This is a genomic window from Shinella sp. AETb1-6, assembly GCF_009826875.1.
Classification (GTDB): Bacteria; Pseudomonadota; Alphaproteobacteria; order Rhizobiales; family Rhizobiaceae; genus Shinella; species Shinella sumterensis.
On sequence record NZ_WUMM01000003.1, the window covers coordinates 32,754 to 44,866 of the forward strand.

Consider the following 12,113-nt stretch of genomic DNA (forward strand, 5'->3'; position numbering starts at 1 on the left):
CGTGATTCCGATTTTTAATTTGGACGACCTCAGGCGGCTTGCAAACCGCGTCGATTACCGCACGAAATGGATGTGCGGCCTGGCATGATAGGGGGAGGGCGATACGTGCGCCTCCACGGAGAAGACGTCGCCGAGCAGCTCGCGGGTCAGCACGTCTTCAGGCGCGCCGGACGCGAAGATCTTTCCCGCCTTCATGACAAGCAGCCGATCGCAAAACATCGCCGCATGGTTCAGGTCATGCAGCGCGATGATGCTGGTCACCTCAAGCTGGGAAACAAGCCGCAGGAGGCTGATCTGGTGGTGGACGTCGAGATGGTTCGTCGGCTCGTCCAGGATGAGCTCTTTCGGCGACTGGGCAAGCGCACGGGCAAGGTGGGCGCGTTGCTTTTCCCCACCCGACAGGCTCTGCCAGGTGTCGTGCCGTTTCGCGGTCAGCTCCGTTCGATCAAGCGCATTGTTGACGGCAGCATCGTCATCGCTGGTCCACCCGGAAAACATCGATCGATGCGGGAAACGGCCAAGCTTGACGACGTCCACGACCTTGAGATTGGCGTTGGTTGTTGCGTGTTGCTCGATGAAGGCCACGCGCCGTGCGATCGCGCGTCGGCGGATCCTGCCGATGTTTTGCCCGTCGAGCGTGACTTGCCCCGAAAGAGGCCGCTTCAGTCCCGCCAGCAGCCGCAGCAGCGAGGTCTTGCCCGAGCCGTTCGGCCCCAGCAATCCCAGCATTTCACCGGGCTTGGCAATGAGCGAGACATCGTCGACGATCGTCTTCGCGCCGACCTTCCAGACCAGATTTTCCGCCCTGATGCTCATGATGCCCGCTGGAGCTTGTAGAGAATGATCGAGAAGAAGGGGACGCCAACCAGTGCGGTCACGACGCCGATCGGCAGCACCTGCTGAGGGATGAGGGTGCGCGAGGCAATATCGGCCAAAACCATGAACACCGCACCCGTGACCGCGCAGGCAGGCAGAAGCCGCGCGTGAAGGGGACCCACCACGAAGCGGGCGGCATGCGGTACGACAAGCCCGACGAAGCCGATCGTTCCGACCATGCTGACGATGGTCGCGGTCATGATTGCCGTCAGCGCGAAGAGAATGATCCGCGTTCGACCGACGTCGATCCCGAGGGAGGAGGCGGCCTCATCGCCGAAAGCAAAGGCGTCAAGCACGCGAGCGTAAAAGAGACAGACGATCAATCCCAATCCAACAATGATGGAGACCAGCCAGAATTCCGGCCAGCGAACGCCGCCGAAGCTGCCAAGCAGCCAGAACATCACGTCGCGGGCCTGCTGGGCATTGCCGGAGGTGGTGACGATGTAAGAAGTTGCCGCATTGAAGAGCTGCGATGCCGCAACGCCCGCCAGGATCGTTCTGTCCGCTCCGCCGCGTGCTCCGTTGGACAGAACCGCCACAAACAGAAACGCGGCGAAGGCTCCGGCAAATGCGCCTGCCGAAAGCGAGAACGCGCCTGCGCCGATGCCGAGGATGACGACCGCCACGGCGCCGGTCGAGGCGCCGGCGGAGATGCCGAGCACGTAGGGCTCTGCCAAAGGGTTGCGCAGCATCGCCTGCATGATCGCGCCGCACAGCGCCAGGCCCGCGCCGCAGAAGACCGCGACCAGCGCGCGGCTCAGCCGGTACTCCCAGATCACGGTCTCGTGGATGGGGTTGAGCTGGACCATCGTCCAGCCCAGCCTGTTCGTGATCGCCGAATAGGTGGTCGACAAGGGGATGGGCATGTCACCGATCCCCACGCTGATCCCGACGACCAGCGCTATGGCCACGAGCGAGCCCAGAATGATCCCCGCGACGACCGTGAGGTGCCGAGGTTGTCTTCCCGACGAACTGCGGATCGTCTCGGTCGTCACTTCAGGCCAAGCGTTTTCAGTTGTTGGGCGATCTGTTCGGCGCCGTAGATCGTCCGCACGGTCGGGTTCATGGCCTGGCCGTCCATCACCACGATCGCCTTGTTCTTGACGGCGGGCATCTGGCTCGTGCCGGGATCCGTCGTGAGGAACTTGATCTTGGCCTCCGACTTGTCCAGGTCCCAGCGGTTGCGATCGACCTGCGCGACCACGATGACGTCGGGATTGCTGGCTATGATGCTCTCCCAGCCGAGCGCAGGCGACTCGGCCTCGGAGGTGATGGCGTTCGTTCCGCCCAGCACATCGGCGATATAACCGGAGGCGCTGTTCTTGCCGCCGAGATAGGCGTCGGCGGACGGCGAGGGGCTGGAGAACCAGAAGACGTAGGACAGCTTCTTCCCGTTCTTCGGTGCATCGGCGCGCAGCGCGGCCTCACGCTTCTTCAGGTCGGCAATGAGCGCGTCGCCCCGATCGCGCACGTCGAAAATCTGGGCGATCTCGTCGATCTCCCGGTAAAGCGTGTCCGGGTTCCAGAGCTGCGACCGGTCGCCGTAACCGAACTTATCCATGGCGCTACCTTCGGCGACGCAGGTGCTCGGCGAGATGTAGCTCGGCACGCCAACCTTATCGAAGTCCTCGCGCTTGGCGACTTTGCTCGACGGGCCAATCAGGCTCGGCAGGGCGGCTGCGACGAAATCCGGGGTCTGCGCCAGAATGGCTTCGAAGGTCGGAAACTCGACCGTCAGGACTTTGACCTTCGCATTGGCCTCGGCGAGTTGCGGAAGAACCTTGTTCGGCCAGAACGCCGTGCCGACCATCCTGTCTTCAAGGCCGAGAAGCAACATGATTTCCGCGCTGTTCTGGCCAAGTCCGACGGCGCGTTCCGGAGCCTTGTCGAAGGTCACCGTCGCGCCGCAGTTCTCGATTGTCAGCGGATAGGTGGTCGAGGCTGCAAAACCCGGTGTCGCCAACATGCCAATAACGGCGCAGATAGCCGCACTCACAAGCACCCTGTTCATCGTCTCGCTCATCCTTGTTTCCGGTCGGGACCAAATATGAGCGCTCTGTAATCCTCGGCGCAAAGGAAAACAAGAGCCTTTTCCTCACCTTTCTCCTGCGCGCCGCACATGAGCTGGCCACCGCGATGGCCTTTACGAGATGTCCTCCTGCCACGCCTGATACACGGTCCTTATGCCGGGGCGGAAGCCGAGGCTGCGGGCGAGGGATGTGTCGACATGCAGGTACCATGGATTTGCAAGAGGCTCGGCGCTTGATTTCATGGGGGACCCGACGATTCCCGCGAGTTCGTAGATGGAGGAGGGGGCTTCGTCCGCAATGTTTACAACGCGTCGGTCGAAAGCACCCCTGAGCGCCAGCGTGACCGCCTGTGCGATGTCGCGATGGTGGATCGTGCTCATGCGCTGTGCCGGATGCCAGGTGCCGACGTGATCGGGCAGGGATTCGAGATGTCCGTCCCCATCACCATAGACGAAGGGAAAGCGAAGGATCGACCAATTCAACCCGCTTTCACGCAGCTCCCGTTCTGCTGCAACCTTGCTTGCGGGGTAGGCGTGTTGTGGATCGACCGGATCGTCTTCCCGTCCCGGATGCGGATTGTCCTTGTTGTAGACATGGCTGGTGCTCGACATAATGAAGCGCGCATCGGGAGCATGGGCCTTGACGGCGGCGATCAGGTTGCGCGTCCCATCGAGATTGCTTTTCCAGATGAGATCGGTGTCCTGCGTTCGGAAGACGGCCGCGAGGTGCACGACAGCAGAAATCTTCGTGACGGCCTTCGCCAAGCTCGAAGGGTCGAGAATATCGCCCGTAACCCCTGTGGCGCCCGCGGGGCAATCCTTGCCAGGCCGAAGCAGGACGCGGCAGGCAAAGCCGGTCTCGGCCAGCCGCGGGACAAGTCGCTCACCCACGAGCCCGGTGGCCCCGGTAATCAGTACGGTCATCTGCTCAATCCTTTCTCAACAGGGTCTGCAGTCGTTCTGTCGCTGATTTGAGGACACGTATGGTCGTGGCCAGATCAGCCTCGCTAATTCCGCCGAAAGCAGCATCGTGAATGAAAGAAAGATCAGGGAGCCGTCGCCATAGCGCCTCTCCCGTCGCCGTCAATGTCAGCAGACGTTGTCGCTGATCGCCGCCATCCGCGGTCTGCGCAACCAGATCCTTGCGCACGAGCGTTGCGATGATTCCGCTCAAGGTGGCGCGTTCGAGCTCCAGAGCGCGACCGAGGTCGCGCTGGACGGACGGGCCGTTGTTGACGAGATACCAGAGGACATACCACTGCGTGGACCCCAGATCGAAAGGTCTTAGGCGCTCGTCCATAAGGGCCCGGCCGGCGAAATAACACCGCTTGGTCCAGGCGCCCACGGAGAGATTTTTGGTGTCCGCCTGATCGTGCATTGAAAACTCATTCGTTTGCTACCTAACGATAATTGCAAGGTAGCGAACGAATGTCAAGGCTCAAGGAGAGTGGGCCAGGTAAGACGACAGCGATGTCACGATGGGCGCTATCGCCACCGCTTCACATGGTCGACGAGCGCACGCAGTTTCGGAGCGAGATTGCGCCGGCTGGGGTAATAGAGAAAAAACCCGGCGAAGGGTGGACAATAGTCCTGAAGCAGGGGAACCAGCTGGCCGGATTCGACATAGGGCTTGAAGGTGTCCTCCATGCCGAAGGTGATGCCTCCGCCGGCACAGGCTGTGCGGATCATAAGCAACATGTCGTTGGTGGTGATCTGGGGATCGACTGCCACATCGAAATCGCGCCCATCCTGGCCGAATTCCCAGCGATAGGGTGCGCTGTGCGGCGCCGGGCGCCAGCCGATACAGCGATGCGCTGAAAGCTCCGAAGGATGCGCGGGCATGCCGAAACGTTCGATGTAGGATGGCGCGGCGAAGGCGCCCTGGCGCTGATCGCCCGAAACGGGAATGGCAATCATGTCCTGATCGATGACTTCGCCCAGCCGTACCCCCGCGTCATAGCCTTCCGCGACGATGTCGAACTCCTCGTCCGTGACCGTCACGTCGATCTGAACGGCGGGACAGGCATCCGCGAAACGCGCCAGAAGCGGCCCGGAAATGAACTGTTCGGCGATGGACGACACGGCCAGCCGCAAGAGCCCGCTTGGTGCGCTGTCGCGGTCTGCCGTTGCGTCGAGCGCCAGTCCGACTTCGGAAATCGCCGGCGCCACACGCTGGTACAGTTGTTCGCCGGCCTCCGTGAGGCTGACGCTGCGCGTCGTGCGACGCACGAGCGCCACGCCGAGCCGATCTTCGAGACGACGGATGGCCTGGCTGATGGCTGGCCGCGTGACGCCCAGATTCTCCGCGGCCACGCGAAAGCTGCGCGCTTCCGCGATTGCCAGGAAAACAGAAATGCCGTTCAGATCGATCACCATTGGTTAGATAGATTTACCAGCGTGGTCATCATTGGGCAAGTTGTTTGATCTTATCGAGCCGCCTACCTTGTTCTCGCAACCAGGAGAGAGCTGACATGGCGCTTGATGATTATAAACTTCTTGGACGGTCGGGCTTGCGCGTTTCACCGCTGAGCCTGGGAACGATGACCTTTGGTTCCGAGTGGGGCTGGGGTGCCGACGGCAACGAGGCGCGCCGCATTTTCGATCTTTATGTCGACCGAGGCGGCAACTTCCTCGACACGGCGGTCAACTACACCGATGGCGGTGCCGAACGCCTGCTTGGAACCTTCATCGCCGACAAGCGCGAGCGGATCGTTCTTGCGACGAAATTTACCATGGCACGCGACCCGGGCAACCCAAATTCGGGCGGCAACCACCGCCTGAACATGGTTCGCTCCGTCGAGCAGAGCCTGAAGCAGCTCGGCACGGATCGCATCGACCTTCTTTATCTTCACGCATGGGACATGACGACCCGGCCGGACGAGGTGATGAGGGCACTCGATGACCTCGTTCGTTCCGGGAAAGTGCTCTATCTCGGCATATGCAACACACCTGCTTGGCGCGTTGCACAGATGCAGACACTCGCCGATATCAGAGGCTGGTCTCCATTCGTTGCGCTACAGATCGAGTACAGCCTCGTCGAGCGGACCGTCGAGCATGAGCTTCTGCCGGCGGCAGCGGCTCTGGGTCTGGGCGTGCTTCCATGGTCGCCGCTCGGCGGAGGCGTGCTCACAGGCAAGTACTCCCTTGCCGATGTCGAGGATTCGCAAGAGGCAGCCGTGTCCGCCACCCGCAAGGGTGTCATAGCCTCGTCCGGGCATCTGAACCGGCGTGCGATCGACATAGCAAACGAGGTTCGAACCGTCGCGGAAGAGGCCGATTCCACGCCGTCGCGCGTGGCGCTTGCCTGGACGCTGGCCAACCCGGCCGTCGTCTCCCCCATCATCGGCGCGCGCACGCTTGCCCAGGCCGAGGACAATCTCAAGGCTCTGGATCTGGCGCTCACGCCGGAGCAACTGGATCGACTGGACCGGATCAGCGCGCCGGCCCCCGTCTTTCCCGCCCGCTTCACGCAACGTCCCCTTGTCCAGCAACTGATCTTCGGCGGTGCGGCGGTCGAACGCCGTAACTGACCGTTGAAACGCGAGTCCCATCGACGGTGCATCCGGTTTCATTGCTCGTCGACAGGCCCCGCCAAGTCCCCAGCAACAGAAAGGATCGATACCATGACCATTTTTCCGACACGCCAGCGGGTTGCCGGCGCGAGCCATACGGCTCTGATCACAGTGGCATTGCTGTCGCTCGCCCTGCCGGGGCCAGCCATCGCCAACACAACGGCAACGCAGGTGCAGGCTGCCGATAGCGCCGCGGTCGAGCAACGGAACAAGGCGATCGTCGAGGCCGCCTTCGAAAAATGGCGCGGAGGCACCTATGTCTTCGCGGAACTCCTCGCCCCCGACGTCGTCTGGACAATTCATGGCTCGGGCCCGGTGGCCGGCATCTATCGAAACCAGAAGGATTTCGTCGAACAGGCCTCTCTTCCCCTGACCAGCCGCCTTGCGGCGCCGATCATGCCGCAGGTGCACAACATCTTTGCCGACGGCGACACGGTCATCATCCGCTTCGACGGGACGGCGACGACGACGTCCGGCGCACCTTACCGCAACCAGTTCGTCTGGATTCTCGAGATGAAGGACGGCCTCGTGGTCAATGCGGAAGCCTTCCTGGATCTTGTTGCCTATCAGCAGGTCGTGGATAACAACGCCCCGCGTTCCCAATGACCGATGCTGCGGTCCGGCAGACCTGCGCGTCTGCCGGACCGGCACCGCGCGTATTCGCGCCCTCACCAGACCGCCAACAGCAACGTCTAAAGGAGCCAGACCATGCGACCGGCATTTGCAGCCCTCGTCACTGCCACCCTTTCGTTTCAATCCGTAGAAGCACAGGAAACAAATTTGCAGTCGAACCATCCCTACGCCGGCATGTGGGTCACCGACGACAACCGTGTCCGCCACGAACTTCTTCCGAACGGACGCTATGTCGAAGCGCGCGGCCAGCGCGAACGAGCCTATGAAGGCCGCTATGAAGTCGACGGAACGCATATCGAGTACTGGGACGACACGGGCTTTACCGCCGACGGCGATTTCGTCGATGCCAACACCTTGCACCATGGCGGCATGATCTTGCGTCGAAAGCCGGCGACACCCTGACATATCGAACGAGCCTGTGCTGCGCGATTGGGCCAGAGCGATCGTGTGGCAGGCTCGTCTCGATCCATCTGGCAGGCCATCTGACAGGGGCAGACGTCACGCGGTATCGCCCTTATCGTGACCTGTCCACCTCCCGCAGGAGGTCGATGAAGGCTCGCAGCGGTGATGGTACACGCCGGCTGCGCGGATAATAGAGCGCCAGGCCGGGCATGGACGGGCACCAGTCATCCAGCACGGTCACCAACCGGCCCGATCCGATGAGCGGGCGCGCGAAATGTTCCGGCACATAAGCAATACCGCGGCCGTCCGCCGCCGCCTGCACGAGAAGATCACTGTCATCGAGGGTGAGGTTGCCCGGCACGTCGACAGAGATTTCGGCGCCGCGTCTGGAAAACTCCCAGCGATAGCGCTTGCCGCTCGGCAGACGTTGGCGGATGCAGCAATGCTGATGAAGATCATCGGGTGTTTGCGGTTTGGCCTTGCCGTCCAGATAAGATGGCGCTGCGACGGTGACGAAACGCACGTCGCCGCCGAATCTTACCGCGATCATGTCTTTCGGAACGGCTTCCAACAGGCGTATTCCGGCGTCGAAACCCTGTTCCACAATGTCGACAAGGCGGCCTTCCGATACGAGATCAAGCTCGACGTCGGGATAGAGATCGAGAAAGCGCGGAACGACGTCAGCGAGAAGGATGCGTGCGCCGCTCTTGTTCGCATTGATCCGTAGTGTGCCACTTGGCGTGCCGCGTTCCTCCGAAAGCGTATCGAGCGCCTGATCGAGATCCTGAAGAAGCGGATTGACGCGGCCAAGCAGGCGTGAGCCGGCTTGTGTCAGCGAAACGCTGCGCGTCGTCCTGTTGAAGAGCCGAACGCCGAGTTTCGCCTCGAGACCGATGATCGCGTGGCTGAGGGCGGAACGCGAAACACCCATGACGTCGGCTGCTTTGCGAAAGCTCTGGTGATCGGCCACTGCGGAAAAGGCGGCCAGATCGCTTAGGCTGGGGCGCACCATTCGTGAATTTTCCTCACTATCTCATCTCAAATTGCAAATCTTATATCACCAATCCGGCAGATCTACATTCGCGAATGGAAGATAAGGAGATCACATGCCAAAGACATGGTTCATAACCGGCGCTTCTTCGGGGCTCGGTTTCGAAATGACGCAGCGACTGCTTTCGCAGGGTCACACGGTCGTTGCAACTGTCCGCCGTCGCGGGGCGCTGACGCAACTCGAACAGACGTACCGCGAACGCCTGGACGTGGTTCAGCTCGATCTGGTCGAGCCGGAAAGCATAAGCCTCGCAATCGGAGATGCCTTCCGAAGGCACGGCCGGATAGACGTCATTGTCAGCAATGCCGGCTACGGACTGTTCGGTGCTGCGGAAGAGCTGACGAACGACGAGATCGATCGACAGATCGCCACAAATCTCACGGGGTCCATTCACTTGATCCGCGCAGCATTGCCGTTTCTTCGCAAGCAAGGCGGCGGACGCATCGTCCAGGTGTCGTCCGAAGGCGGGCAGATCGCCTATCCGGGCTTCAGCCTCTATCACGCGACCAAATGGGGCATCGAGGGCTTCATCGAAGCCGTGGCACAGGAGGTGGCGCCTTTCGGCATCGACTTCATCATCGCCGAGCCGGGGCCGACCGGCACGAACTTCGGAGCCAATCTGGTCTGTGCGGATCCCATGACTGCTTACGATGAAACGCCTGCGGGCGCCGTTCGCCGTGCAATCACCGATGGCAGTTTCGAGATCAGGGGGGATGCGGCGCGCACCGTGGCCGCAATCCTGTCGGCTGCCGCAAGCGAGGCACCACCATTGCGATTGGCGCTGGGCAGCACGGCCTACTCCTCCATCTCGCAGGCGCTTTCCATACGCCTGTCGGCACTTGAGGCGCAGCGGGATGTCGCGAATTCCGCCGACCGGCAGGATCCGTGAACCCCGCAGCGGCGGGCCCAATCATTCCTAACAGCAGAGGAAACGACATGTTCATTCGACCGATCACATTGGCTGTCGCCGTCAGCATTTCGTCGGCTGCCTTCGCGCAGACTGCCACCGAAAATCAGGTCGTAGGCACCTGGCGCATGATATCCGCGACGATCGACCCCGGCGGGGAAAATATCGCCGCCTATGGAGAGAAGCCCAATGGGCTTCTGGTCTTCACGCCTGACATGCATTTCGTGGAGGTCTTGACCGACGCCGGAATCCCGCCGTTTGCTTCCAACACGCGCGGCGAGGGAACGGATGATGAAAATCGCACGGCCATGTCACGCAGCATCGGGTTTTTCGGAACCTACACCGTCGATGAGAACGGAGAGTTCAGCGGAAACCGTGTCGAAGGGGCGACATTCCCGAACTGGGTCGGCAGCGTGCGAACGCGTGCTGATCTCACGCTCATCGTTGATGGCGATCGTATGTCCGAGCAATTCCGCCGGCCGGAAGGCACCGAAATCAGGATCGAATGGCAGCGGGTCAAATAAGGCATCGCCGACAAGCCGTTCCTGCCGCAATGCCGGCTGGAACGGCATCAGGTCCTGGCCTGCCAGTCATAGTTCCTCATGTAGTCGAGAAAGGCGCGCATGGCGGCGCTTGGAAGGCGTCGGCTGGGATAGTATAAAAACCAGTGTGGCAGGGTGGGACTCCAGTCTAAGAGAAGTTCCACCAGCCGGCCGGTTTGGATATGCGGCTTGGCGTAGTCATCCAAGACATGGGCAATCCCTCTGCCTGCCAACGCAGCTTGCAGTTCGTTATGCGCGGAGCTGACCGTCAATCGGCCCGTTGGCGTGACTTCGATCTCTTCGCCCGCCTCGTCGAACTGCCAGGTGACGAGCGTGCCCCCCGGGAACCGGCGTCTTATACAGTCGTGATCCACAAGTTCGTGCGGTGTCTGCGGCTGTCCCCACCTTCCAATATAATCCGGTGAAGCGACGATGGCGTAGCGAAGTGCAGGGCCAAGCGGCAGCGCGATCATGTCCTGCGCCAGCTGCTTGCCGAACCTGACGCCGGCATCGAAACCCTGCTCCACGATATCGATGACGGCCGCATCGCTGATGATCTCGATCTTCACCTCTTGATAGGCGTCCATGAAATCGAACACCAGCGGGCAGAGAAAATGATCGACGGCCGGCGCGGGCGCGTTGATCCTGAGCGTACCGGATGGGCTGTCCCGCAGTTCGTCGACCTCTGCGATGGCGAGCCTGATGTCGCCCAATGCAGGTGCCAGGCGTTCAAGAAGGCGCTGGCCTGCCTCCGTGGGGAACACACTCCTCGTCGTTCGATTGAGGAGCCGGATACCCAGAGCCTCTTCCAGGGCGTTCATCGTTTGGCTCAAGGCCGATGAAGAGACCCCTCGCTCAAGCGCTGCCGCGCGGAAACCGCCGCAACGCACGATGGCCACGAAAACGTCGAAGCTGTCCAGACGAAGAGGGTTCATTGAGAAGCATTTCTAATCAAGCTGATAAACTTAATGCAGCTTATCAGATCAATTGTCCGGTGTCATGGTTGGCGTAGAGTTGAACGCCGCGCTCCATCCGGTTCCTTTGCCGGTCATTTAGGCCCCTGCGTAGCGAAGCCGGGCGTGGCCAATGCGAAAGGGAAGACCGATGAATGCCTTCACCCTCAACAGACGCGCTGTGATGCTGTCCGCCGTCGCAGGCGCATCAAGCATGCTCATACCCGGCCTGGCCGGTTCCGGCACCGCCAACGCACAGGCCAAGCCCGCATTCGCCGGCAATGCCGGGCATTACCGCTTCCGCGTCGGGGACATCAGCGCAACAGTGTTGAGCGACGGCGTTATCGGTGGCCCGCCGCGCGTCTATGCGAGCGATGCGCCGGAAGCCGAGCTTCAGGAGGTCCTGCGTCAGGCCTTTCTTCCGGCCGATCACATGACACTCAACCTTAACACGCTGCTGATCGAAACCGGCGGCCGGCGCATTCTGATCGAAGCCGGAGCCGGCAAGACCATGGGCCCGAACGGTGGCCAGATCTTTGATAACCTCGCGGCTGTCGGCCTCGCGCCAGCGGACATCGATGCGATCGTTATCTCCCATACGCACCCTGATCACGTCGGTAACTTGAGAACCGCGGATGGCGGCAAGGCCTTTCCGCGCGCCACGGTTTTTGTCCCGAAGGCGGACTGGGACTTCTTCGTCCGGACCGATCCGGATCTCTCCTACATGCCGGTGCCGGAGGAGTTCCGCCTGCGCTTCGCCGCAAACATCAAGAACAGCCTCGCGCCGTTCATGAACGATGTGGAGCTTTACGAAGCCGGCGCCGAGATCGTGCCGGGCCTGACGACGATCGTCGCATCCGGCCACACGCCGGGCATGGCCACCTTCCTCGTCCATTCCGGAAACGACCAGTTGCTGCTGACGGCGGACCTGGCCTATCACCCCGTCGTCAACGTCGACAGGCCGTGGCTTCCAGGCCCGGATCGCGACAAGGAAACCGCTCTTGCCTCCCGTCGGCGCATCTTTGACAGGGCGGCCGCCGATCGTCTCCCGGTGCTCGGCTTCCATTTTCCCTTCCCCGGCCTCGGCCGGATGCTGAAAACCGACGGCGGTTACGCCTGGGTCCCCGCCAACTGGCAGTTTTGACGAT

General features: G+C 61.6%; 14 protein-coding genes. 6 read left to right on the forward strand and 8 right to left on the reverse strand.

All coding sequences use genetic code 11. The features are described 5' to 3' along the window. Nucleotides 1–54: 54 nt before the first annotated feature. From GR158_RS05785 to GR158_RS05810, 6 genes are all read right to left on the reverse strand, one after another. Entirely contained in the window at nt 55–816 is a 762-nt protein-coding gene (locus tag GR158_RS05785; RefSeq protein WP_160870322.1) for an ABC transporter ATP-binding protein, read from the reverse strand. After that, the gene (locus GR158_RS05790; protein ID WP_160870627.1) at nt 813–1,805 is read right to left on the reverse strand and encodes an iron ABC transporter permease; all 993 of its coding nucleotides are present in this window, start codon (nt 1,803–1,805) and stop codon (nt 813–815) included. Before GR158_RS05790 ends, GR158_RS05785 begins: the two co-directional genes overlap by 4 nt. A gap of 62 nt (nt 1,806–1,867) precedes the next feature. Beyond that, nucleotides 1,868–2,887 carry an ABC transporter substrate-binding protein gene (locus GR158_RS05795; protein WP_160870628.1) on the reverse strand — a complete coding sequence of 340 codons (1,020 nt, stop codon included), beginning with the start codon at nt 2,885–2,887 and terminating at the stop codon, nt 1,868–1,870. Between the two features lie 132 nt (nt 2,888–3,019). Continuing rightward, nucleotides 3,020–3,829 carry an NAD(P)-dependent oxidoreductase gene (locus GR158_RS05800; protein ID WP_160870323.1) on the reverse strand — a complete coding sequence of 270 codons (810 nt, stop codon included), beginning with the start codon at nt 3,827–3,829 and terminating at the stop codon, nt 3,020–3,022. A 4-nt stretch (nt 3,830–3,833) separates the two neighbouring features. Further along, a complete protein-coding gene (locus GR158_RS05805; protein ID WP_160870324.1) occupies nt 3,834–4,283 on the reverse strand; it encodes a MarR family winged helix-turn-helix transcriptional regulator in 450 nt (149 codons plus the stop codon). Nucleotides 4,284–4,390: 107 nt separating this feature from the next. Then, on the reverse strand, nt 4,391–5,281 hold the full coding sequence (locus tag GR158_RS05810; RefSeq protein WP_160870325.1) for a LysR family transcriptional regulator: 891 nt from the start codon (nt 5,279–5,281) through the stop codon (nt 4,391–4,393). 95 nt (nt 5,282–5,376) lie between these two features. Between GR158_RS05810 and GR158_RS05815 the strand changes: the two genes are divergently transcribed. From GR158_RS05815 to GR158_RS05825, 3 genes are all read left to right on the forward strand, one after another. Continuing rightward, a complete protein-coding gene (locus tag GR158_RS05815) occupies nt 5,377–6,435 on the forward strand; it encodes an aldo/keto reductase (protein WP_160870326.1) in 1,059 nt (352 codons plus the stop codon). 93 nt (nt 6,436–6,528) lie between these two features. Beyond that, on the forward strand, nt 6,529–7,083 hold the full coding sequence (locus GR158_RS05820) for a nuclear transport factor 2 family protein (RefSeq protein WP_160870327.1): 555 nt from the start codon (nt 6,529–6,531) through the stop codon (nt 7,081–7,083). A 102-nt stretch (nt 7,084–7,185) separates the two neighbouring features. Beyond that, nucleotides 7,186–7,512 carry an Atu4866 domain-containing protein gene (locus tag GR158_RS05825; protein ID WP_160870328.1) on the forward strand — a complete coding sequence of 109 codons (327 nt, stop codon included), beginning with the start codon at nt 7,186–7,188 and terminating at the stop codon, nt 7,510–7,512. A gap of 112 nt (nt 7,513–7,624) precedes the next feature. Here GR158_RS05825 and GR158_RS05830 read toward each other — a convergent pair whose 3' ends face one another. Next, a complete protein-coding gene (locus GR158_RS05830; RefSeq protein WP_160870329.1) occupies nt 7,625–8,524 on the reverse strand; it encodes a LysR family transcriptional regulator in 900 nt (299 codons plus the stop codon). Between the two features lie 94 nt (nt 8,525–8,618). Here GR158_RS05830 and GR158_RS05835 point away from each other — a divergent pair, with 94 nt between their 5' ends. Both GR158_RS05835 and GR158_RS05840 read left to right on the forward strand, forming a co-directional pair. Beyond that, nucleotides 8,619–9,452 carry an SDR family oxidoreductase gene (locus GR158_RS05835; RefSeq protein ID WP_160870330.1) on the forward strand — a complete coding sequence of 278 codons (834 nt, stop codon included), beginning with the start codon at nt 8,619–8,621 and terminating at the stop codon, nt 9,450–9,452. Nucleotides 9,453–9,499: 47 nt separating this feature from the next. Next, the gene (locus tag GR158_RS05840) at nt 9,500–9,994 is read left to right on the forward strand and encodes a lipocalin-like domain-containing protein (RefSeq protein ID WP_160870331.1); all 495 of its coding nucleotides are present in this window, start codon (nt 9,500–9,502) and stop codon (nt 9,992–9,994) included. Between the two features lie 47 nt (nt 9,995–10,041). Here the strand turns inward: GR158_RS05840 and GR158_RS05845 are convergent, their stop codons facing one another. After that, nucleotides 10,042–10,947: a LysR family transcriptional regulator gene (locus GR158_RS05845; RefSeq protein WP_102761912.1), complete on the reverse strand. Its 906-nt coding sequence runs from the start codon at nt 10,945–10,947 to the stop codon at nt 10,042–10,044. A 169-nt stretch (nt 10,948–11,116) separates the two neighbouring features. Between GR158_RS05845 and GR158_RS05850 the strand changes: the two genes are divergently transcribed. Beyond that, on the forward strand, nt 11,117–12,109 hold the full coding sequence (locus GR158_RS05850) for an MBL fold metallo-hydrolase (protein ID WP_160870332.1): 993 nt from the start codon (nt 11,117–11,119) through the stop codon (nt 12,107–12,109). The last annotated feature ends 4 nt before the right edge of the window (nt 12,110–12,113 follow it).